17 protein-coding genes are annotated in these 23,922 nt (G+C 45.4%); 2 read left to right on the top strand and 15 right to left on the bottom strand.

The window, feature by feature from the left end; translation table 11 throughout:
* Nucleotide 1: 1 nt before the first annotated feature.
* The 10 genes from OU814_RS29705 to OU814_RS29660 all read right to left on the bottom strand — a co-directional run bounded on the left by OU814_RS29705 (nucleotide 2) and on the right by OU814_RS29660 (nucleotide 12,372).
* Nucleotides 2-475, bottom strand: a complete 474-nt coding sequence (locus OU814_RS29705) for a hypothetical protein (protein ID WP_268243090.1) — start codon at nucleotides 473-475, stop codon at nucleotides 2-4.
* Nucleotides 476-668: 193 nt separating this feature from the next.
* Nucleotides 669-1,127, bottom strand: coding sequence for a hypothetical protein (locus tag OU814_RS29700; RefSeq protein WP_268243089.1), 459 nt, complete (start codon nucleotides 1,125-1,127; stop codon nucleotides 669-671).
* Between the two features lie 103 nt (nucleotides 1,128-1,230).
* Nucleotides 1,231-1,659 carry a DUF7680 family protein gene (locus OU814_RS29695; protein WP_268243088.1) on the bottom strand — a complete coding sequence of 143 codons (429 nt, stop codon included), beginning with the start codon at nucleotides 1,657-1,659 and terminating at the stop codon, nucleotides 1,231-1,233.
* A gap of 47 nt (nucleotides 1,660-1,706) precedes the next feature.
* Nucleotides 1,707-4,928, bottom strand: coding sequence for an ATP-binding protein (locus OU814_RS29690; protein ID WP_268243087.1), 3,222 nt, complete (start codon nucleotides 4,926-4,928; stop codon nucleotides 1,707-1,709).
* 329 nt (nucleotides 4,929-5,257) lie between these two features.
* Nucleotides 5,258-6,301, bottom strand: coding sequence for a PDDEXK nuclease domain-containing protein (locus tag OU814_RS29685; protein WP_268243086.1), 1,044 nt, complete (start codon nucleotides 6,299-6,301; stop codon nucleotides 5,258-5,260).
* 30 nt (nucleotides 6,302-6,331) lie between these two features.
* Complete coding sequence (locus OU814_RS29680) at nucleotides 6,332-6,586, bottom strand: hypothetical protein (protein WP_268243085.1); 255 nt, start codon at nucleotides 6,584-6,586, stop codon at nucleotides 6,332-6,334.
* 26 nt (nucleotides 6,587-6,612) lie between these two features.
* On the bottom strand, nucleotides 6,613-6,975 hold the full coding sequence (locus tag OU814_RS29675; protein WP_026149088.1) for a calcium-binding protein: 363 nt from the start codon (nucleotides 6,973-6,975) through the stop codon (nucleotides 6,613-6,615).
* 46 nt (nucleotides 6,976-7,021) lie between these two features.
* Nucleotides 7,022-11,218, bottom strand: coding sequence for an A1S_2505 family phage non-structural protein (locus tag OU814_RS29670; RefSeq protein ID WP_268243084.1), 4,197 nt, complete (start codon nucleotides 11,216-11,218; stop codon nucleotides 7,022-7,024).
* Nucleotides 11,219-11,324: 106 nt separating this feature from the next.
* Nucleotides 11,325-11,591, bottom strand: a complete 267-nt coding sequence (locus OU814_RS29665; RefSeq protein ID WP_268243083.1) for a hypothetical protein — start codon at nucleotides 11,589-11,591, stop codon at nucleotides 11,325-11,327.
* Nucleotides 11,592-11,988: 397 nt separating this feature from the next.
* Nucleotides 11,989-12,372, bottom strand: a complete 384-nt coding sequence (locus OU814_RS29660; protein WP_268243082.1) for a hypothetical protein — start codon at nucleotides 12,370-12,372, stop codon at nucleotides 11,989-11,991.
* Between the two features lie 305 nt (nucleotides 12,373-12,677).
* Here OU814_RS29660 and OU814_RS29655 point away from each other — a divergent pair, with 305 nt between their 5' ends.
* Complete coding sequence (locus tag OU814_RS29655; RefSeq protein ID WP_268243081.1) at nucleotides 12,678-13,217, top strand: hypothetical protein; 540 nt, start codon at nucleotides 12,678-12,680, stop codon at nucleotides 13,215-13,217.
* 234 nt (nucleotides 13,218-13,451) lie between these two features.
* Here OU814_RS29655 and OU814_RS29650 read toward each other — a convergent pair whose 3' ends face one another.
* Nucleotides 13,452-13,829, bottom strand: a complete 378-nt coding sequence (locus tag OU814_RS29650; protein ID WP_268243080.1) for a hypothetical protein — start codon at nucleotides 13,827-13,829, stop codon at nucleotides 13,452-13,454.
* Between the two features lie 102 nt (nucleotides 13,830-13,931).
* Here OU814_RS29650 and OU814_RS29645 point away from each other — a divergent pair, with 102 nt between their 5' ends.
* The gene (locus tag OU814_RS29645; RefSeq protein WP_268243079.1) at nucleotides 13,932-14,831 is read left to right on the top strand and encodes a transposase; all 900 of its coding nucleotides are present in this window, start codon (nucleotides 13,932-13,934) and stop codon (nucleotides 14,829-14,831) included.
* Nucleotides 14,832-15,024: 193 nt separating this feature from the next.
* Here OU814_RS29645 and OU814_RS29640 read toward each other — a convergent pair whose 3' ends face one another.
* The 4 genes from OU814_RS29640 to OU814_RS29625 form a co-directional block, all read right to left on the bottom strand.
* Nucleotides 15,025-15,354 (bottom strand): hypothetical protein, encoded by a 330-nt coding sequence (locus tag OU814_RS29640; RefSeq protein ID WP_268243078.1) that lies wholly within the window; start codon nucleotides 15,352-15,354, stop codon nucleotides 15,025-15,027.
* A gap of 58 nt (nucleotides 15,355-15,412) precedes the next feature.
* A complete protein-coding gene (locus OU814_RS29635; protein ID WP_268243077.1) occupies nucleotides 15,413-15,667 on the bottom strand; it encodes a hypothetical protein in 255 nt (84 codons plus the stop codon).
* A gap of 376 nt (nucleotides 15,668-16,043) precedes the next feature.
* Nucleotides 16,044-16,820 carry a hypothetical protein gene (locus OU814_RS29630; protein WP_268243076.1) on the bottom strand — a complete coding sequence of 259 codons (777 nt, stop codon included), beginning with the start codon at nucleotides 16,818-16,820 and terminating at the stop codon, nucleotides 16,044-16,046.
* 65 nt (nucleotides 16,821-16,885) lie between these two features.
* Nucleotides 16,886-23,491, bottom strand: coding sequence for an Ig-like domain-containing protein (locus tag OU814_RS29625; protein WP_268243075.1), 6,606 nt, complete (start codon nucleotides 23,489-23,491; stop codon nucleotides 16,886-16,888).
* Nucleotides 23,492-23,922 lie beyond the last annotated feature (431 nt).

The following is a 23,922-nucleotide window of genomic DNA, read 5'->3' as shown; positions in this document are numbered from 1 at the left end:
TCTAGAGTTCTTGATTCTCCCTACTAATCAAAAAACGGTTAAAGTAGCGCACCAGCATTTGGAGAGCGTCTCTAGACACTTCAGATCGATCTGCTTGCGCTACTTTATTGTTCCTGATAGCTGTGAACGCCTTGATATAAAATCTATAGTCAATAGGTAAGGCAAGCAATTCTTTGCTCAATATCTTGGGTGTCATACCACCCATTCCCATGTAGTGACCAATCCATTTGAGATAAACATAAATATCTCTCCGGAATAGTCGATAACCATCTCTTGAGATCTGTAGATGTTCCCCCCGAATTCTTATATTTCCATCTCCTTGACTGATATCAAAAACGGCTTCGCTAGCGTGTACAATCAGTAAGTTTCGGTATTTACACAGCCATTGTGCAGCTTGGGTGGAATGCTCAGATTGCTGTTGGATCTCAACAATTCTTGTCCTAAAGCTTTCTAGTTTTTGATAGATTTCAAGCACTTTCAGACGGGACTCCGAATTGCTCGAAGCCTCATTTAGTTGTTGTTCAAGTGATAAGACTAAATCAGCTACGTCAGCTAATCGCTTACTGAACTCATTTTCTTGATAGGCATATCTACTCTCTAGAGATAAAAATCTCTCCTCGATCCAATCTGTCTCTTGCTGAATGAAGTAGATAGTATCAGCACGAAGTTCATTGTTTGTTACGAAAGGAGCTTTCTCTGTTTCCGATACTTATAGTTCCACTATTGTTGGACGCTTGTAAACTCGAAGCATTGATAGAGTTATCTGACAAATCACTATTTGAAACCGCGCTATCAACAATAGCATTGCTATTGCTACCTTGATTAATCATGGTTGGACTCTCACCCGTAATCTGTTGCAATTGAGCAACCAACTGACCTAGATCCTCTGCCAATCTTGGATCGTTCTTAAGCTCCTGCTCTACTATTTTGATCAGTGCGTCAGGGCAACTATTTGCATTAGCAAGCTCCTGCTTATCGCCAAATTTGTAATCAAAAAACCCTTTCAACTTCTGAAGAGCAGTTTTGTAAGCATCACTGCCTGCGGTTTGGAGAGCGCCCTCAGCCGCTTTACCTAGAAGAAATCCAATAGCAGTCTGAGCTAAAGTAGCAGCAGCGATTTCAAGCATAGGAATTTTTCAGTAGATACACTGGCTCGAGTATACATTTTTTTTTAATCTGAGGCAAACTGATTTCGGGTTTAATACATATCAAAGTTTACAGCCTTGTCGCTTAGTCTCCCAGCAATACCCGTATCGCTCTGAGCGCTTGGCTTCGCTGACCGTTTGATATCTTCGCAAACCAGTAATGCGACTCTTCATTGCTCATCGATCGCACTCCCGCCGCAATATTCGCGATCCGCTCTGGTTTCGACAATGGCTGCAACGTCTGAAACAATAAGGCTAAATTCACGCCTGATTCTTCGTTCAACACATACGGCGTTTGCCGATCGCGCTTCAACGTCTTCGGATCATACTGATTCGCTTTCAGACAGTCATAAACTGCTTGTCGCGCCTGCACCAAACCTTGTCCTTTCAATCGACCAATACGCTTGGCAGCCGATCGCTTTTTCTCACCTGCTTTTTTATAGGCGCATTGATACAACTCCAATGCGAAATTGTTGTTGTCCGTGGGAACGACTTTGAGCTGAAACTCCTGCATACCCCAATCCTTCAGCGTTTGACTTCTACGATCGTAAACAAACTCCGTCAGTATAGTACCTTAGCTGTCAAACTGAGTCGATCCACCGGATTTCTCAAGAGTGCCTGCTCGATCGCTTTCATCTCTACGCCTTGTGGCTCGACCTCGGATGCGAACTCGAACGTAATTTTAAGCGAGACATCGGCTCGAACATCAGGACTCGCCAACAGCGCGTTCGTCGGATTTGCAAAACTTTGAAACCCTTTGACATTGCCTTGATACTCTAATCGAACGAACTGATCTCCAGCTTGGACGGTGACAAATTGGTCGAGTCGCATTGGATAACGCATCAGAAGAGGAACCGCTGTGGTTAGCTTGCGGTAGTCCATTACCTCCGACACGCTGAGTTCTAGCCGCTCGATCGCTCTAATTTTGTCGTCGTGAATGCGATCGCGCAATTCATTAAACACACCGTTGAGACTGCCCGATAAATCCACCACCTCCGGTTTGACATCGAACAAGCTAGGAGTATCGTGAGCCGAAGTAGAGCCAGTGGAGAGTGTCGAATATGCTTGCACTCTTGCCTTTGATTCTGCCGCTGCGGTTTCTCCTTCCCCATAATCTGCAACGATGCGAAAGGTCGCTGTTTGCGCCAGATCGCCCTCGTATTCGTCAGACGGCAAGAAGTTTCCTGCGATTAAATTGCCATCTTGAAACAGTTTGACCGAAAGTGCCCCCGCTGCTTTCCATCTCACTCGTACAGGTTTATTCGGTTGCGTACTCGGCATCACTTGAGCATTGATCTCAATTTCCCTCGGCTTCGGGGGTTCTAGGATGCCGCGTCGATGTAGCACCATCCGATCTGAAAATTCAATGATGTCGGGTGGAATCAGCGGAACTGCATTGGTTTTGATATAGACGCGCTCACCGACCTTCAAATCCCACTGTCCACTGGTTAACCCTTGAGCGATCGTCGTTCTCAGCTTTGAAGTTTCCGCATCCGAGAATAGATTCAGTCCCAAATCTTTCGCAAATGCTTCTTTTAACCCCTTTGTACTGATCGAATCGAGTCCTGTTGCCCACACTTTTTGCAGCACATACGCAGGTGCATACGGTTGAGCATCATCGGCGCGAATCTTTTGGCAGTCTTTCAGCGCTTTGAGAATTGCTTCTTGCTGATTACTCTTGCCCTTGACATCACTCGCATCCTGAGCGGGGAGCGGGTAGTGCATTAACCCTTTTGGAGCTTTGACCGGATCATGCGAGGGATAAAATAAATGACGATACGCATTCGTTAGAGCAACTCGCGCTGCCAAGTCCAATTCCCCTTCTTTCTGCTTTAACTGTTTATGTTGGCTCTCTGAAAGGTCTTCCAGGCGATTCTGAGATTTGAGAATGGTGCGAATCGCCCTCAGTTCTCGTGCCACGTCGATCGCTCTTTCCAATTCCTGCTGATTGGCGAGTAGAAACAGCAATCGATTGCGGAAGATGCGAAACTTCCCAGAGTCGCCTGTACTGTTGAAAATTTGTTCCACAATTTGAGGCGCAGCGTCGATCGAGGATTGCACCGTCGCTTCGTTAAAATCGATCAGACAAAGCGCAGTACTATCTGCCGTATCATCGACATCACTTGGACTCTCCGGCGACGATACCAGCGTGAAATAGCGATTAGCAAAAATGGTGTCTCGCCGCGATCGTAAATCGTCTTTCGCTTCACTGCGCCCGATTTGCTCTTTCTCTTCAGCAATAATTTTGTTAATTGAAGGTTCTTCTTTGAACCGAGCAATTGAGGTAATTGGATCGTGATCGAGATACCAAGCAACCGTAGTGAGCCGCTCTAAAGCACTCTCGATAAAGCCAATTTCAATTCCAGGGGTAAGCAGCGATAGATTGAGTTCCGCTCGTCGAATGCCTGCCACAACTCCTTGATTAATGGAGTGCAAAAAGATCGTGCGTCCAATCCAAGTTGAAAACGGCGGTTTGCCTGCTGCCATCCAATCTTGATCTTGCAGTTGAGCATGTGCTTCTCGTCCATTCGCGTTGTAGATATCAGCTTGAATCGGGAGTCGCATTAAAGGACGTTCTAAGCGCGAAGTCAATTCGTTCGTAATTTCTTCGTTCACGCCGATCGGTAAATGGTGCGCGTGGATCAGCGGCATCCAAGTTGTGCGATCGCGCCACAATTCTCGAACCGCGATCGCAAACAGCCTCAGCGCTCCACGAGTTCGGTTAAAGTTCGGGATTGATGCAATTTTTTTAGTTAATAGATTGAATAGCTCTGGGTGAATTGGATAGCTCGATTCGATGGTTTGTGAATAGGTGGCATCTTGACAACCATCAGGCAGATTGATGCGGCTCGATCGATACGCATTGAGATATTCTTGAGCAGCTTTTTTCGCAGCTTTTTCATCAACACGCTGAAACAAGCGCTGCTTCACAATGTTGTAGATCTCAACATCGGTACTCGGACTCAGAATGCGTTCTTGACGGGCTGAAGCGCGAACCGTTTCTTGCAGTTCTGCGGTTTCATCAGCAAACGTATCGGAAGATGAGGCGAGAGAATAAACAAACACTAAATTATTGCAAGACCCCGCTAAATCCATTAATGCAAACAGAAACGCAACCACCTGCTTCGACAAATCACTATTCCCAACAATCACCCCTTTCGCTTTGCGTAGATACTGTGCGATTTCATCGAGTACAATCAGCGTCGGTCGATCTTGAATCAGTTGCTGAAGGACTCCCGTTCCTGGGCTCACTTTTTTCTCATCCGAACCGCGCAGCAGACTGTATCCGCCAATCCCACCAATCCGATAGGCAATTTCGCCCCAGAGGGTGTAAGTGGTGATGCCTGTCTCTGGGTGAAAGTCGCCGTTGGTCGGATCAAGATCTTGACAAGCGATCGCAGCAACTTGAACCGGAGCAGCAGGAATTTGATCGAGACGATCGCTAAATCGATCGAGTCCGCGAATGCTGCGTCCGTTTCGGGCAATGTGCCAAAGCGCAATTTCATCGTGCGTTTTCCCGCCGCCGAAGCTGGTTTCTAATCGAATCACCGGAGACCCGATCGCCGTTCCCGCTAAACGACCAAACACTTCACCAATCAGCGTCTTTAATCCCTCAGTGGGAAAGGTATTGGCAAAGAACAACTCTGGGTCTTGATAAACTTTCGGAGCATTGCCATCGACCACCAATTTCAACTTGGCAGCAAACAGATCGAGCGATAGTTCACCAGAAAGAATCTCATCTCTGGGAGTGCAAGTTTCAAAAATCGATGGCAACACAATCATGCTCTCCTATCGTCTGTCGTTCTTAAGTTTTGACGCATAAACCGCTTTTATTGTGGCACTACGAGTCAAAAATATCACACCTCAGATTTGGAGAAGACAGACCGCCATCGCTTTTGGGAGCGCAATCGCATCACTGCATCCCATTTCAATAGAGAAGCTTCACCCGCTCTCAATCCATGTCGAAACACCAGAAGTAGAAGAGTGCGATCGCGCAGTTGAATTGAGCAGAAGATGGCTGTAACATCCTGCTTTGAAATTTCTCTGACTGTTTACTTGATTAGTCTGCTGACTTCTGATAGCGGTTAGGATAGAAAGCTCAACCTTCGACTTTAGGTGAGATCGTCTTCGATCGCGGCATCCATTTCTAATTCAAGTTGTTCAATCGAAGGTAAACTCTGCTTAAATTGCTCTGGCAAACTATTCCAAATCTCATGTGTCGAAACTCCAATCGGTCGATTGATACTTCGCAGCGCATATTCCACAATTGTTTGGTTCTTCGACTTACATAAAATTAACCCGATTGTCGGTTGATCGTCAGGATGTCGCAGCAAATCATCAACGACTGCTAAATAGAAGTTCATCTTACCGCTCATTTCTGGCGTGAACTCAATCATCTTCAAGTCAATGATGACAAAGCAGCGCAGCTTGAGATGATAGAAAACCAGATCGACATAGTAATCCTCATTGCCGACTTGCAGATGATACTGGCTGCCCACGAAGGCGAATCCTACCCCTAGCTCTAACAAAAAATCTCGAATGTGAGCGACCAGCGCATTTTCTAAATCCCGCTCCTGTGCTTCTCGACCGAGCGAAAGAAAATCAAAAGAATAGGGACTTTTCAGCAAGCTATTTGCGAGATCCGACTGAGGCTTCGGTAAAGTCCGCTCAAAGTTGGTCATAGCTTTGCCTTGTCGATCGCGCAACCGAGTTTCGATTTGAATCACCAAAATATTCCGACTCCAGCCATTTGCGATCGTTTGCTGCGCGTACCAAAGACGGTCTTCTGTTGTTTTCAGCTTTTCGAGCAATGCAAGATTGTGATACCAGGTAATTTGTGCAAGCACCTCTTGCACAATTGATGAATCTGGGTAAGTTTCTGCAAAGGTTCGCATATATTTGAGATTCCGGCTCGAAAAGCCTTTAATTTCTGGAAATTCTCGTCGCAAATCTTTTGAGAGTTGGTCAATAACTTTTGCACCCCATCCAGCTTGTGCTTGACGATCAAGAATCATCCGCCCAATTTGCCAATATAGAAGAACTAACTCGCGATTGACCGCAACTGCAGCACGAACTTGAGCTGTCCGAATGCGTTCCTTCAGATCGTTCAAGAGTTGAGGATAACCTTCTGGCACTAACGAAGAGGACTTTGCCACGAATCGATACTCCCACTCTGAACGCAAGTACTACTGAGCAAGTCTATCAAATTCAGGTTCAAAGTTTCCGTCGAACGGATTAGGATGATGCAGTTTTTGCACAATGCCTACTGCAACTTTTGCAGCAAGATCGGGATTCGGTTCGTAGTCAGCGATCGTCGCAATCTGATAGCCGTGCACTCCCTGTGCTGCCTTTGATTTGAGCTTTCGAGTAAAGTGCTGCTGATCCGGTTGCACCCGCTGTCCAAAGCCTGAAATCGATTTTCCTGGTCGGTTACGATTCATTCTGATTCTGCTCCCAATCGCCCTGCTTAACCGAATTCGTAGCCTTGATTCACCCAGTAATGCCAGTCGGCGATGGCTTGCTGTGTTTCTTCCTCGGCATCGATCGCTTCTAGCTGAATCAGGGGAACTGCCAACGTATCGCCATCCCATTCGATTTCAACGAACATCTCTTGCTCACATTCGTCTTCCGGAGCCATCCCCACCACTTCTACCGATTTGCCTTCTTTGAGCGGAGAGATGCGGCGTTTGCTCACACAGGTCGCCGTAAAGGGAAACTGCATCGTGTCTTGCAAATAGTAATACCAGCCCATTGCCTGTTCTTCAGGTCCATAGGCATCGACGACAATTTCCATCGTGATTCTTGTTTCCCGTTCCTCGTCACGAGACATAATCGACTCCTGAATTCTTGCCTTGAATTATGCCTTAGAAGTGGATTCAATGTCTCAGTATGATTGGATTTATAAAGGATGGGCTATGGCAAATTCTAGAGGCTTGGGTATGGGCTGGCGAAGCTTGGCGAAAATATAGAATTGCTTTTTGCATCCGTTGGTATTCTTCAGCAGATAGAACGACTGCTGGATTCCGAAAATCATTGTTGGATACATCTAGGATTTGCCCCTGAATCTGTGCCAGTCCTTCTGTTTTTTGTCGAAGTCGAATTGCCTCAACGTGTGCCATCCCTTCTTGGTCTTGTTTTAGCTTTTGAGGATCATGGGGGTGCGTTTGCGCGCGAAGTTGATATGCCTGATACCACTGAAAAAGTTCGCCTCGGCTTGGACAATAGCCTGAGATAGTTTTTTCACTCAAAGGTTCTGCATCTGGATGGCTTGCTTGAATAGCTTCAATAAATGACTGAGGCAATCGCCCATTCTCTGGAATTAGTTTTTCTGACCACAACGCAGCAATTTCACGGTCATGGTAGCCTCCGAGTCCGCTGTGAATTCGAGTGACAAGAAATTCTTGGTTGGGATGAGATCGCGCATAGTTCAGTGGCTGCCCGATTTGTGCTTCAATCTCTGATAGTAAGATAGATCGCGCTCCTAAGTTTAAATTTTTGGTCATGATCGCGTAAGCTTGCTTTTGAATTCCTTGAGGATTGCTATACTCAGCCCGGACTTGCAGCGAGTTCGCGTTAGGTAGCTGCAAGCTTTCGGGAATTAGATGAACGGTGGCAAGTCGAGCAATGTCTGAGGTGAGCATTGCCCCGATCGTCGTTTCCCGCTTCAGAACGGGAGACACTTGCCGAAACGCAGCTTCCACAGCTTGGCGGTCTTTTGCAGTACTGACAATGCCTAAATCTTGCAAGTGTCCAGCCGAGTCGCGCATGTTTAGAACAAGATCAGACCATTTGCTCCCCTCGCGTTCTCGGCGTTTCATGCCAAGTTCAACGGTTTCATTACTCCAAACTTGATTTGCAAAATGATGTGCTTGAACTTGATTAATTTTAATCGGTGTTCCATTCGGCAAAATTGCTTTGACAATCGCTGGAACTTCCGGCACGATCCGCGCTTCACCCTGAGTTCCAATCGGCAGTTGATAACTATCGGTTGAGAAAGGAGCCAGCGTTTTTCCTTCAACTTTTAAAACTGTTCGCCCTGCGATCGGACTTTCTGAATTGGTTTCAACGGCGACTGAGATCGCGCATGGTTCCCTTGAAAAGGTTTGTCCTCGATGCAGATTGGTTGGGTGTTGCAGTCCAACAACGGTCATTGTCTGAAGGTGCAATGACCGGAGCTGCTGACATAATTCTGGATGAAAAGCTTGAATGACTAGATGCTGTCCACCCTGATGCCAGAGTGCAGCTGCCATTGAAGTTCGGTCGCACTCTACTAATAATTCAGCTTGTCTAGCAATTTTCTGCGCTGCTTCAGTAATTGCTGCTTTGGCTTGCGCGATCGTCATGTGCGGTTCAAAATTAAACTCCTTAATCCGCTCAGTCGCGATGTTAATTGGTTTTTTAGCAGTGGCGTGTTGTAGCCAGGATTGATTGAGGTGGACGGTTTCTAGGCTGATGAAGCCAGCAGGCTGAGAGGAGTTGAAGAAAATAGCATAGGGAAACTGTGTTTTCGTGCGCCAATCTGGATTGAGTCCAACCTGAAACGCTAAGGCAGTACCTTGACGTGCCGCCTGCCAAATTGAGGAATTTCCCTCGCGATCGCAACTGGTGAGGTTCACCACTCGAAGCTGGCGACCACTGATCGATTGAATTACAAGACTGGGACCCACTTCTATTTTTGCCCGCTCTTGTGCGATAGCAGCCCTTTGAATCGTGGCATTGTAGTCATCAATCCACGATCGCGCTATTTCTGCTTGCGCTTCACTAAATCCACCTTGCTCACGGCTTGGAAATAAAGGTAAGAAAACATCGCGACTGCGAGGAGTTAGCACGACTTCTCGGTAATGCTGATTCACGCTTTGAGCAATCTGGGCAACCGGATCGACTGTGCTAGTCGGTAAGATACGAACTGATTCAGGTGTTTCTCCTGGCTTGAGGGATTGATATAAATCTGTATCCTTGCGATGGTTTAATAACGCATTATCCTTGTATTTTCCAAGCGTGGCAGCAAAGGTGTGAAGTTGCCATGCAACTTCTCGCGCACTTTTCGGTGAGTCTACGGCACGTTGCAGATTCATTGCAATAATTGCTTTCACGTCCCACAGTAACGTTTGGACTTGCTGAAGCACGAGCTCAGCAGCTTCTGTTCGGGCTTGTTCTGGAAGTTGAAAGAACTGGTGACCCTCATTTACAATTTGCTGAAGACGCTCGTGAAACTGTAAATCTCCACTTGATAGCACTGTCTCATAGTCTTCAGGCTGAGGAATTGCTGCACGTTCTAAAACTTTGGCATAGTGCGAACAAATTTGCTGAAGATAAGCAGGGCGTTGTTCTGGGGTGAGATAAGCAATATCCCAGTACAGCGAATCGATTTTCATGCCTAGATTAGCAACAATACCTGTCGGATTGTTTGCTGCATGAATGGCGCACTCTTCGATCGTGCCTTGACGTTCAATCTTCAGTTCTTTGCTGACTGCGATTGGGCGCACCTCTGGTCGATTTTTATCCAAGACTTCCGCAACAAAAACAGGGAATTCAGTTGGAGCAAAAATGGTTGCGTCTTGAATCGCGGTGATAAAAAGCGCTTGTGCTGCTTCATAGGCACTTCGAGGATCAGAAATCTCTTGAAGTTGTTCTTGTAGACTGTAAACCGTTGCTCCAGGTGAAATTGCTGCATAGCCTGGAACGATTGCGTTACGATCTCCATCAAAATCTGTGATCAAAACATTTGCAGCAGACCAAGGATTGAGATAAATCACGCCTTGCTGTCGAAAGGCTTCTGCATCCGTTTCTCTAAGTTGCTCTGTGTTATTGATAAAGGTGCCGATTCCAGCAATGTTGCCCAACGGAGAGCGATACAGTGACACTAATGCACCATGCGGCAATTCTCGAAAGCAACATTCCCAGGATTGAAGTTCAGCGTGAGGTTGAGCGATCGCAGAAGGTGTGTAAATCCCTACTGTAACTGCATTCATCCACTCATGATGCAGAACTTTCGCGATCGCATCCATTACTTTCGGATGTCCTTGCATTTGCTCGAATGAATCAGCTTTGAGAATTTCGTAGATTGGATCGATGTAGAGTTCTTCTACACTTTCTTCCTCTACCTCTACTTCTTCATCAGATTCGTTACGGTTTCGTTCAGCAACAGCTAAATAATAATCGGTTGCGTCTTTCGAGTTTGCTTGAATTTGAGCAACGGAGATCGCTTTTTCAACAAGCTTCGGCAACACTTCTTGCTGTGTGGCTTCGGGAGTGACTAAAGCAGGTTGTAACCCTCGCTTTTGTTGAGTGGTCGCAGCATAGGTTTTGTTTGCAAAGAAGAAATTAGGAACAAGTTGCACACCGACAAGCTGTGGCTTTTCTCCATTCGATCGTTGAGTTGCCTTGAATGATGAAAGCGACAGAATTGCATCGATTTGTAAGCGATCGCACCACTCACTCACTCGGCAGGTTCCTTTAATTACCCCCGGAATTTCTGGTGATCCTGCTCGAAACTGGAACGGAGAACGATTTGGATCTTTGACTTGCTTTTGACCCGATGAATCAGCAACTGCATGAGCAAGACTAGAAGAAACTAAGCTGTAGCAGTCACCTAATTTTTGATGAATCTCTCGTAGTTCTGTTTCACTAAAGTTATTTCCTAATGCTTGGCGAATTTGAGGAAGTTGAGCGATCGTTGTCTCGATCGTTGCAGTATCATCTAACACTAAGATTCTGGCTTCAGATTGAACAGTAGACGCATTCGCGTGAGAGAGAAATAAGCTCCCATATGCGATCGCGTCACTTGATCGAGCGACTTGACGCTGAACGAGAACGGCCGTCTGTCTGTCGGTAAAATACGCCCATTTACCATTTGCGAGAATGAGTTGCAGTTCTAGCTCACGAAACGCTCTTAAATCTGCTGCCGTTACACCTTCATAGATTTGCGCTGTGACATAGCGGGTATTCCATTCGCCGGCTCGTTTTCGTTCAACTTCGATCAGATGCTCTAGCAGCGTATGATTGACTTCTTTCGCTGCCGTTTCAACGGGACGAAGTAATTTCGCATCGTATTGAATAAAGCTTAGAGTCATTGCAACCTCGCAAAGAGGAAAATGATGCTCAAAAATTGAGATCGCCTCTAACTCAGCAACAATAGTGAGCTAGACGAATTCGTGATATGACTTACTGCAAGATGAGCTAGAAGTCATCAGCGATGATCGGCGTGATTTCTCCACGAGCGATTCGCTCATCCATCTCTGCTGCATAAGTTTTGAAAAATGCGAGTGATTCATCAGAGATGATAGGTTCATCTATAGGCAAGTCATCAACTTGTAGTTCTCCACTTGCCAGAAGCTCATCAATGCTATCGCTGAACAAGAGTTGATCAACGATTTCATCATGACTAATCGCTGTTGAATCTGCGGAAGAATCTTTCTTTGAACGGTTTGCTGAGTTGTGAGACATCGCGAAACCTCGATCTGAAGAAAAAAATGAAGCCCAATGATTCTGGTTATCGTACTACATTTTTTAGAGCATAGTGATGAGGTTACTGAAATAATGCAATACTCCTGAGAAACTTAATCTTTTTGAAATACACTCTGACAAAGCAAGCTGATCAGCATCAAAGAGTGCAACGAACAACTTTCCACTTTAATGAACACATAGATTGTCTGAATGAGCCAATCAGTAATTTTTTAAACGTCGCGATCGTTCTCGATGCATGTAAGCCTACTTTCCCTCAAAGGTGTAGCGATGATCTCAATGCCTTGTAAGTTGATTGCTCAATTGCGTTCTAGTGATAGTCTGCGTCCTAGTGCAGTTGCTTGGTAATTCCTCTTTGAGGAAATTGCAGGCTGTCAAACTAATTCAAGCGATGAGACTGCCTTTTATAAGCGAAATAGCGGCTTAAATCTTGGCTCCTAAGCACATAGATCACAATCATTGCGCTAAGACCAGACAGCAGCAAACTTCCAAACGTTAAAGCGATAGAGAGTTTTGCATTCAGCGCCACAACCATTGCGATGAGCAGCACAAACAGCAAACTACAAATTCCAATGAGAAGCCATTTTGCCCAAGTGCGCCCTTGCAAGACAAAGTACATCACAATGAGAGTAAATGCGATGCGACCAAATGCCCATCGGTCTCGCGCCAGGATCACCAAGGCAATATCTAGAATGCACGTTAGCACAAACATCACGAGTAATCGATTGCGAGCTTGTAGGGCAGATGAATCAATCTGGAGCATGGCTTTACTGTAGAGAGTGAGCGATCAATGGTTACTGTACGACAGAATGAGCCTCAGAATTCTGAAAAATTGGTGAATTAACTGTATGGCGTGATTAACTCACCCATAAGCCGATTGGACAACAGGTTGGCACAAACTGCTTAGGCGGATTGTAAAGAATGAGGCAATCTACAAATCAAATTATGAACCGCGCCTAGCGGCAAAACTGTAAAGAAAATTAGGATTTCAAATTCAGCAAACAACTGCCTAGCGGCAAAACGATGAGTTTAGATTCTGACTCATTCATCTATTCTAGGAGATCAACAATGGCGAGTAAGAAGAGTACCAGTAATACAGCAACAACCCTTGAAAGAGAGACGGCTCAAGTAATTGAGGAACCCACGCCTACGGTTGATACAATTGCAACTCCAGTGACAGAAACTCCTGTTGCTCAAGTTTCGACGATCGATCGTACGGCTGAATCTCAGTTCATGGAAGCATTCTTCGGCATCATTCGTGATGAGTTCCAAAAGACATTCGGTCGGCCTCTGTACAGTAGTGACATTCACTATCACGCCACTCGCTACAATCTGGGTCTGAGTTTGCGAGCTTCTGCCTATCGGGTTGCAACTTATCAACTCGAAGGTCGCATTCCATCCGGAACGCCAGAGTTCAAGCAGCAACGCGATTTAATTGCCGTTCAGTTGATGCAGGCTTCTGGTTACGATCCCAACGTCAAAGCAATCAACATTACATCTGCCCAAATCAAAGCATGGTCAGGCAACTTCCGTGCTCAAAATGGCGCAGTGTTAGATGTACTATCGGCGAAGACTATTCAAGGATCTGCTCCTTCTGAAGGCTGGTAGCGCTCAATAAAGATCGCCTCATTTCGGGGCGATCAGTTTTTACTTTGAGAAACTGAGATGAATCATATGTTAGAACAACAACTATCTGTTGAGCAAGACGATGATGAATACGATCGACAATACGAGATCTATCTTGAAGAACGGCTCGGACGCTATGGATACTAATGCCGAAGAAGGACAAAATCCATCTGAAGCAAGCTGACCTTGTGGAACACTACTCACAGCTCTTTCAACTCAATTGCAAGCATTTTTAATTCGACTAATCTTGAAATCAATGACATCTGCTGGAGGCAAGATACATTGCCTCCATTTTTGCAGCTTCTTGACTGAATTTGGAGAAATTGAATGTCCAATTTTCTGATTCCCCTTCCGGGCATCAATTCGTTGGTTGTAGTTGTCCACAACATAGCGAACCAGTAATCGTTCCAATTGCAATAAGGTGAGACAAGCATCGGTTTCAGCTTGGGGCGATCGCTCAATCACATTACTGCTGACGTATTCAGGTAATGTGTTGAAGAATTCGCGATTAAATGTGCCGAATGGTCGTTCCACAATGCCACCGTCTGCTGGTTGCCAATGCAGACATAAAACAATGCCGAGTTCGGTTGCCACTTGCTCAATGTGCTGCGATCTAAAGTCCTTTCCGTTATCGGTGTACAAATAGACTTGTTGGGAAATAGGTAATAATAGACAAGACCAACAGTATGCCGCCAGATGCTTAACCTGGAACGTGCACTGAACCAGGATCGCCTTCTGCGAGCATTAACCGGTCTGAATCGAAACGCCTTTGATGCCTTGCTGCCGAGTTTTGAGCAAGCGTATGAAGCCAGTCGAATTGCGGCAAAGCCTGTGCGAAAACGAGCCAGAGGCGGCGGGCGCAAAGCAAGATTACAAAGTATCGAAGCGAAATTGTTCTACATCCTGTTTTACTTCAAATGCTATCCGACGTTTGATTTAGCAGGTTTTTTGTTTGACCTTGACCGTTCACAGACGCATGAATGGATGCACGAATTACAGCCTGTGCTTGAGGCAGCTTTAGGACATGAGATGGTGTTACCAGAGCGCAAGCTGCGGAGTATTGAAGCATTTCTGGAAATGTTTCCAGGAGTCGAGCGGGTGATGATTGATGGGACAGAGCGCCCAATTCAACGTCCGCAGAATTCAGAAGCTCAGACGCAGAACTACTCTGGCAAAAAGCGCCGTCATACTCGCAAGCACCTAGCGGTAGTAGATCAATCCAAGCGAGTGTTAGTGCTGAGCCATGCCCGTGAGGGAAAGCTTCACGACAAACGCTTTGAAACCGAAGAAGAGATTGCGTTTCACATTCCCGACAAGATTCCCATTGAAGTTGATCTCGGCTTTCAAGGCTTGCAGTCTGAGTATACGAACATTCGCATTCCACACAAAAAACTGAGAGGGGGCAAGCTAAGCGAGCAACAGAAGCAAGAAAATCGCAGTTTGAGTCAGTCGCGAGTCGTTTGTGAGAACGCTTTCGCAGGCATCAAGCGTTATGGAGCGGTCAGTGCCATTTATCGCAATCGGATCAAGGATTTTGATGACCATTTGATGCTGACGGCTGCTGGATTATGGAATTTCTACTTGAAAGCTGCTTGATTTGATAACAGAAAGCTGAAATTGTCAGAGTTTGACTTTGAGGTAAAGTTATTCCCCAACAATTCTAATATTGGGGTAAGCCGTAGGTGTCCCATACCTGCTGTAGTTCATAGGCGACTGAGTACTGTTTTGGCAGAATCGCGTGACGTAGAGCTAAGCCAACGACTTGGGCGCTGGGCGCATCAAAGCCAAGCTACAAGCCCATAATGCAGCGCGAATAGGTGTCGATTACGATCGTTAACCACGGTTGCCCTAACACTTCTCCAGCTTGATCCACCACTAAAACATCGATTTTCGTGTGGTCGCACTGCCACACTTGGTTGCTCCATTCGATCTGAAGTTCAATACCCTCGCGAGTCGTAATCATTAGGCGATCTCCTCGCCAACCCAACGATCTCTTCGATTGCTGTTTCTCGATTTTCGGTTGAAGCATTCGATAGACCGTTGTGCGGCTAGGATACTTCTCGACCCCTAATTCCTGGGCACGGGCACGAACTCGCAGCGCTACCTGCGCGGGGGTCATGCGACGACCCCCGCGATTGCCCTCCCGATAAGTTTTAACGATAAAAGTTTGTCAGTCTTCACCATGTTTGCTTGCTCCTTGATGCGAGCGCGATTGTCGGCTCAATCCAGCAATTCCTTACTTTGGCATATCGTTCAGTATCCTGCACTGCCATCACTTGCTGAATCACTTCGATTCGCTGTTGTACCTCGATCGAGACATCCGCGATTTCATTCATCTCGCAGTTTTCTTCAGCCGCTGCGTCGGGCAGTAGCAATGACAATTGCTCGATTCGCCTTGATTCCAAATCTTTCGGGTTGGAGTTTGAAGTCATGTCCATAGGCAATTTGTTCGCTGGCGGAAATTGTAGGACACAAGTGGTCAATTAGCTTGTGTCGTTTCATCTCAATCTGATTCGCGAAACGTTACTGAACACAGGGGTTTTACTCTCGGTTGGATTTACATTTCATCTCCACAAGCGGTCAAATTGCTTGGAACTGCAACAATTATCCATACTACATCGCTCAAATTACTGCTAGATCAGCATTTCAAGCTTTCGCAATCTCGGTCAAATTGCGCGGGATCGAGGTCAAATACCGTGGAACGCGACAGTAATCACAGTAATGCCTTTGACAATCCCACAAAATGCAGCGCTTTGTTAAGAAATTCGTGATTAAAGAATAGAGGAATCTCCTTAATATATTCTCATCTCAATTTTGTGTATGCGGAGGAACCCCGAAGAAGGGAGACCAAGATTCTCCTGGTGCATAATCGGCAAACTTTTGATAGTCACCAAATATACCAGTCTTAGATAAAGTTGACATAGCTTTTTTTTGCTGTGCAAGCACTTCTTCTAGAGAAGAATTCCATGGCTCTGGAACTAAATCCAACTCAAGTCCTCCCCAAGAGGTGTCCCGCATGAGTACTCCACACTGAGAGAAGACATCTTTCCCAATTAACTGAGTTAGGTACGATCCAAACCATGTTCTAGCTTGAACAGGGTTTGGTCCATACTTTGCCAACTCGAACGAATTTATAAGACTTTGCGGCATGTATTGTTTCCAGGCCTCATTCTCGTTCCAATACAACCATATATACCCATAAACAACTTCTAGCTCAGCAGCTAAGAGACTTCCAAGTGAAAAAATGCTCTTGAGATTAATTGGGTCTAGCGATGTGACCCCTTTTTCAAAGGAGCAATGAAGGGCATTTGGAATTAAAGGTGTATCAGAACCGGAAGAATAAAAGATGGTGTAAGACGGAGAGGATTTTCGGTATAAACACATACCATCAAAAGTATTATTTTCATCAATAGAAAATAATACTTCTTCTGTAGAATACTTTCGTCTGGAGTTAGGGCGCTCGTTCACCCCCCAATGAGTTGGAGCAAAATTGGAAGATGTTAATAAATCCAGGTGTGAGCGAATTTTTTCTGCTTGAGAGAAAGATTTAAGAGTAAAGAGGTCAATAGCAATCTTGCTCAGCATACTGCTCCTAGCTTGTCAAAAGTTTTCAGTAAAAATGTGTCAATCTATATTACATCTATATCCCTTTATTGAATTGGGTTACCCACGATACCGAGAACTTCGTCCAGTTTGAGGCTTCTCCAAGCGCCATCACGACCAGCAGATCGATCCCAGCCAAACCACTTGCCTTCGGTACGATTAAAGTGAAGGACTGCTGTTGACTGTCTAGCCAGTGGCTCACTAGGTCTCAAAAGAGTTTGAGAACCGCCAGTCATAATTACCACTGAGCCTTTGCCTTGCTGTCTCGCCCCCTCTCTTTGAAGTCGAAACTGAGGCGAATCATAAAGAGTTTCAACTACTCCCTTTCTAATATTGCTAGTTTCGATCGACTTTACATCTATCCAGGCTTTGTCTGTTACGCTATCCGGGATTGTTGCTCCGTCTGAAATCAGATCGCCTGTTTCAGTTTTGACCTTTTTGATAAATGTAGTTCTCCGCTCCGATGGCAACTTATTGTTGTTAACTAGTCCCAGATCGTCAATTACAGAAGCTTCGTCTTGAATACCTCGCAAACTGGCTTCGTTTAACCTGTTCTTTACAACAAGCCACTCTTCATGCGATAGCACTTTGCCATTTCCTCCATGAGTAGCTTCATACTCTTTCCGATGCAGATAGCGTTCATAACGCAATTCGTTCGCTTTTGCAATGTCTCCAACACTCTCAGCCTGATCAATTTTGTTGTCAAAATCCTTAATTTGCTTGTTGAACTGTGTTAGTTCTTCTTTCTCTTGTGCTGATAGATCTCCACCACCTCTCCCTGGCTTCTCAGTTATGGAAAATGCATCGCCTGATTGAATTTGATTGAAAACATTACTAGCGTTGTCTACTAGACTTCTTGTACCACTTACAGTAGTTCCCAAACCATGAGCAATCTGAGCTGCCCCTGTTAATACCAGTCCCGTCCCAATAACTGCCCCTCCTCCGGTAGCTACTGCGGCTCCGCCCCCAGTAATAGTTTTCGTACCACTTTGGATCTCCCTTATTCCTTGTATAATCGCTGCTCCAGACCCTATAATTCGACCTATCTTGAACCAAATGCTATCTGGTAGGACACCTTGCTCAACACCTTGAACAAGATTGTCTCGAAACGAAAACCCAAGAGGATCAATGAGGTTCATTAACTCGAACCAAGGACCAGGATGAACATCATAAAGATATTGATAAACTGCTCCACTAATGAAGTCTGCTACGTCTTTCCAACGTTCATAAAGATTATTTCCTAGCTTACGTAGTGCTGTAAGTTCTTGTTTGAGAAAATTTGCCTCCGCTGTAGAAATTGGCGAGACAAACACAGAATCTCCTCGTCGAAGAGCTACTGGCTCATTAGCGTCAAAGATATCAAGGCTGCCATCACCACGACGAATTATTGTTTGACCATGACGATTGTCAGGTGTGTTGAGCATCCAAAAATCAGCGCCAGGAGTCGAAACGACATTTCGATAAGTTTCTTCAGTCTTTGTTGTTAAGTCAGAGATGATAATCTTATAGCTAACTCCATCGGCTTCTAGCTCATATCGAACTTCATAACGTTTGAAGTAGCTTGAAAGGGGAATTTCAACCTCATTTTGGACTGAAGTTGGTTGACCTCCACCTCCTTGTGCGCCCATAGCATTTGCCAAGACTGGCGCTGACAAGGCATTTCGCGCCATCTCATAGCTGCTGTAGACCCTAATTGTACTTAATGCCCTATCATCAAGAATATCTGGCTTTTGAGTAACTAAAGTTGTCTGTAGCTTTCGAGCAGCGCTTTGGATCTCTGCATTTGTTCTCGCAGCCCACAGATCAGAAAGAAAATGCTTGGGGTGCTCATTACTATTGGTAGGTGATGTACTGCCAACGAAACTGCTTACGAATGCGAACTGTGCTCTCATGAACTCAGCATTCTGAAGTTGTGGCTCTAATGCTGGAACATTTTTGAGCGCTTTCAGCAGCCGACTTGCAAGCTCTAAAGCTTGCAAGCGTATGGGGCGAGTTTCTAAATCAGAGAAAAATTCATTTAGTTTTGATCTTGCAGCTTTTGTATCACCTGTCTGCCACAATTCGCGCAAAAAGAATTCACTAGATTGAACTACATTGTCTCCAGAATTAGTAGGATTCCAGCGTGCATACTCAAAACCAAGCTTTGCTAAGTTTTGTGCAATTTCACCATCTTTAAGATCATCTTTAAATTTAATAATGTTAGATGACGATTGAATCAGATGATCGATGAACTGAATTGCCTTGACTGGATCGTTTACCCCGTTGAGCAATCGACCTAATGCTCCCACGCTCGTTTGAAGTGTCTGCTTGATTGTCCCGCTATCCGCAAACCATCCCTGCCCATTCGGAACCTGCAATCGCCATAGCTGATTGAGAAACGCAAAATCCTGATCCTCAACGGGTACATTCACTTCATCATCAGGATTCAACCATGCATAAGTCGCGCCTAGCTCCAGTACCGCATCCACTAATTTCTGATGCTCAGGTGAACTTGCTACCATCGGACGGTCTTTCAATACTTCCGTCACCACAGACAGTAGCGTTGCTTGAAAAACCTGCACTCGAACCGAACGAGTATCCTTCACCAAATCGCTCGCTAACCACAGTCCACCAATCGGCACATAATTCTCCCACACACCTGCCTTCTCAGCACTTGGATCATAAGCATCGACAAATAGCCCTTCCATCACGGGGGCAAGCAAATTGATAAACGCACGATCGTTCTTAAAGTCTCCATCTGCATTGATCAGATTCTCAATCCGTTGAGCAATCTGATTGAGAATCTCAATGCGATTGTCCAACGCTGCCTTCTTCGCAACCGTTTGAGGATGAGTACTAATGCGATCGACGGCCGCTTTCGTCATCTCATAGACGCTCTCGCGATACTCATACTCATAACCTTGCCCAATCAGTGTCGGTGGATTCGTTCCTCCACCTCCGAGATCACTTTGACGATGATACCAACCTGAGCTTTGATATTCTGAACTCGTCCAGCTAGCTCCGATAGTGAAAGCCCCTCGACTTCCAAGTTCTCCATCGGGTCCAATATTGCCAGGAGGTGTATTTGGGTCAGACGGGGGAGGATTATCACGCTCTGGATCAGACTTGTTCCAAGTATCATCATCGACAACTGTACGATCGCCCAAAAGGAAGAACTCAAATCGGCTACGATGCTGGTTTCCAGCCAGATCAGTACTGAGAATCACAAGATTGTAAGCCGTTTCGTCTTCTAGAAATTCGTTGTCGATCCCAAATTCAGGCGGCGTTTGCTGGAATCCCCCGCCCTCAATCAGGCTAGATCCTCCGCCCCCAATTCCAACCCCTTCCGCATTCTCAAACCAATACTCAAACTGGACATTATCGCTCAAATCTTCGATCGTCCCTTCAAAAAACGTCCCCCGCTCCCAACCAATGCCATCAATCAGATTTGAAACCTCTGTGACGGGAGTTGTACGATCTAGGTTAAAGAAGAAAGACTGTTCAAGCTTCACTTCACCTGCAAAGGCGCGCAGTTGAACTGTATAATTTCCATCATCCAATGTTGTTGTATTCAGCAAGCCTGCAAGTTGTTGCTCATCAAGCATAAACGTACTATTTTGATTGAAGCTCGATGAGATGTTCACAAACCCAGAGAAGAGAGGCGTACTTGAAGCTGATGTACTCTGAATAATCTGTGCCTCAAGAACGTTGAAGCCGCTTTGAGTGACAAAGCCTGAAATCCCTGGTGCAGTTGTCCAGCCATCGCTTGCACTTCTGCCTGTATCTTGAATAAGGTTAATTATCAATTTTGGCGGTTCTGCAACGATAGCACCCTGACTGATGTTAACGGCGTAAGTTTTGCTATACTCGTTTCCAGCAGCATCAGTTGCCGTCACTTGCAGCGTCGTTGTTCCAGGCACAATGCTACCCAGATCGATCATCTGATTGAACAATCCATCTTCAGCTACGTTAATCACTACTTCACTCTGATTACCCAATTGATAAGCCAACCGAGCAAAATTTGAACCTGTTCCATCAATCGAGCCAACAAATCGACTATTAGCAGTCAGGATTGCCCCATCAACCATCGTTGCTAATTGTCCATTGTTAAATTGCTGGAGCTTCACAGCAGGCTGAACTGCATCAATCGTCAGATTGAAAGCAGTTGATGCACTTTCTAAAGATCCACTACTTGCTGTTGCTCGAAGTGTGTGAGTTCCAGAAGGTAAAGCTGTTGTCGGCGTGATCGTCCAAGTCCCAGAACTATCAGCGATCGCTTGCCCTAACAGTTGATTGTTTTGATACAGTTTGACAGTTGTGCCTGCTAATGCCGTCCCGGTCACACTCGGCTTGTTTAACTTGGTAATGTTGTCCGCATTGCTCAAGCCAGAATCACTCTGAGAAGTCAAGCGAATATTTCCAGGTGCTGAAAGTTGAGACGCGATTGTGAAGGTTAGAGATGTCGATAAACTACTCTCATTACCTGCGGCATCGATCGCTTTTGCAATTAGGATATAATCACTATCAGGTAAAGCACTTGTTTCTACTTGCCATTTGCCATCAGTAGCCGTGAGCGTTTCTCCAACAAGGTTGCCGTTTGCATAAAGGAGAATTATTGTATTTGCTTCAGCGTTTCCGGCGATCGTGCGACGATTTGCTGCTCCAGACGAATTCGCAACAATTTGAAGACCTGTAGGTGCAGTTGGAGCGACTGTATCAATCACAAGCCCAGGTGATAAAACAACTTCTTGTGTATTTCCTGCAATATCAGTTGCTACAGCTTTGACTTGGTAGGTATTACCTGTGAGAGTTGGAGTTGTAATCTGCCATGTTCCATTGGTAATCGTTGGGTTGAGCTGCAGATCGTTCAACCACAATTGAACTTGCGCTCCTGCACCAACTGTACCTTGAAACTGAAGTGTACGATTGCGGGTAAGGTTATCCGTCGTGCTCCGTCCCGTATCTGAACTATCTGATAAATCTAAACTCACAGTAGGAGCAGTTGTATCCAGCGTCCAACTCAATGGATTGCTGGATGTATTCGTCCAATTGCCAAAACGATCTTTCGCTCTAATCACTAATTGATAGCTTCGATCTGTCAGTACACTCCCTAAAATTGTTTCGAGACGCGATCGATCCAGCCGAATTGTTCCATTCGCATCAATCCAACTGAGAATGTTGATAAATGACAGATTGTTGAGGCTTGCGGTAACTTCTGCTAATCCACTTTGATCAGTAATTCGACCGACGATCGTCGTTAAGCGAGTAATGCGATCTCCTAAAACTCCTGTATCGCTCTCCAATGAGAGTTGTACAACGGGTGGAGTTGTTTCTACAGGCGGAAGGTCAGCCATTACGGGGCGCGTCGTCGTTCCGATCACTTTCCAATTCAAATTGCGTAAGCTTGGATCTGTCAGAAGTTCTGTCTGAGTGATTCGCAGTCCGTCGATCGCCCAAATTGCCACTTCACCTGTTGTAGAGTTTCGCCAAATGATGTCAGCTTTACGATCGCTCGTAAAATCGTCAATTCCGACAACTTGCCAATTTCCAGGCACATTGATTATGGAATTGTTACTCAGTAAAAGCGATGATTGCTGGATCTGATTGTTATTTACTAACCAGGCTGAGACGTTTCCTGAACTGGTATCGCGGAGTAAAATGTCAGTCTTACCGTCCCCACTAAAATCACCAAAGCCCTCTACCCGTAGGTTCAGCGCCATCTGCTGTTGCAAAACTGTTCCTGTCGTGATTGTAAAACCGTTCATCAACCAGGTTGCAGTTTGCAGCGTATTGCGATTTCGCCAGAATAAATCTGTTTTGCGATCGCCATCAAAATCGCCTACACCTTCAAGTACCCACTCTGCCCCAATCGTTCCATTGAAACTTCCAGTTTGGCGAACTTTATCTCCATCAATGAGCCAGTATCCAACACCTCCTTGTGATGGATTTCGCCAGATCCAATCTGCTTTGCCATCTCCATCAAGGTCACCAATACCACTGAGTTGCCAATCAGAAGTGACTGTCATTCCCGCAAAGACTCCACCTCCTGCCAGCAAGCGCTGCCCTGAAGCTTCGCGCCCCATTAGCCAAACTCCAACTTCACCTGAATATGAACTTCGCCAAGCTAGATCATCTAAGCGATCGCCATTAAAGTCACCAATTCCGATAATCTCCCAACCTGTGAGCCAGGATGTTGAAAAACCATACTGAAGCCTTTGAGTGCCAATGAATGTTGTCCCATCAAAGCGCCAGTAACCTAGTTCTTGAGTTACCGGGTCACGCCACAAAATATCCGTATCAACTTCAGGAGTGCTTGCTGCTTGTAACGTGTAGTCAAGCGACTGAGAAGGGTTTGCTGCACTGACAATCAGATAGTATGTGCCTGCATCAAGTGTTTGTACTTGTAGTTCTGCTGCTACCAAAGAGGTGCTCTGGCTTGTAAGAACTTCGTTTGCATCAACGATTTGATTCAAGTTCTTGTCATGAACGAGCGTAATCGTTGCAACTACGGACTGACTTGTGCTATTCAGAGAAGCTCGGAGAGTGCTGGGAGCATTCAGAGAAAATCGATACTGATCCAAAGGTGCAGACGCACTGACTGAATCTCCAATCGCTTGACTTCCTGAAGCGAAAGTTAACGAAGTAGCTGAAGCAAGTGACGTTCCCAGTTGCATAGCAAGACAGCCTATAGCGAGGTATTTCTCGTTTAAGATGTCATTTCAGACACTCGCTCACCAAGATGAACTAAGGATATTTACTTAAAAAATAGTTAAGATCCTGCTCTTTAAATTTTCGTCTTGGTCTGTTATTAACTTAACCAGGAATGGGAACTCTTACGCACCTAATCATAGATACTAAGTTTAAGCCTCATGCATATCTTAATTAAGATCGCAATCAGTCTTCAAATGAAAAAGCTTTTGTAAAGCATAGACTGATACTGATGCCAGTGGAAATGTTCATGCTGCTATGCAAAAAAGAGCGTGAAGCGAACTGATGAGCAACTCCTTATATCCCGACACTTACCCTACTGATTAGAGTGCAGTGCTTACAACGTTTTGCTAAGTACTGAAGTGTAAAAATGGGCATCTTAGCAATGTCGATCGTT

It is taken from the genome of Leptolyngbya sp. GGD (assembly GCF_026735145.1).
Classification (GTDB): domain Bacteria; phylum Cyanobacteriota; class Cyanobacteriia; order Leptolyngbyales; family Leptolyngbyaceae; genus Leptolyngbya; species Leptolyngbya boryana.
Note: the sequence above shows the minus strand (reverse complement) of the source record. Positions and strands in the feature narration are given on the sequence as shown.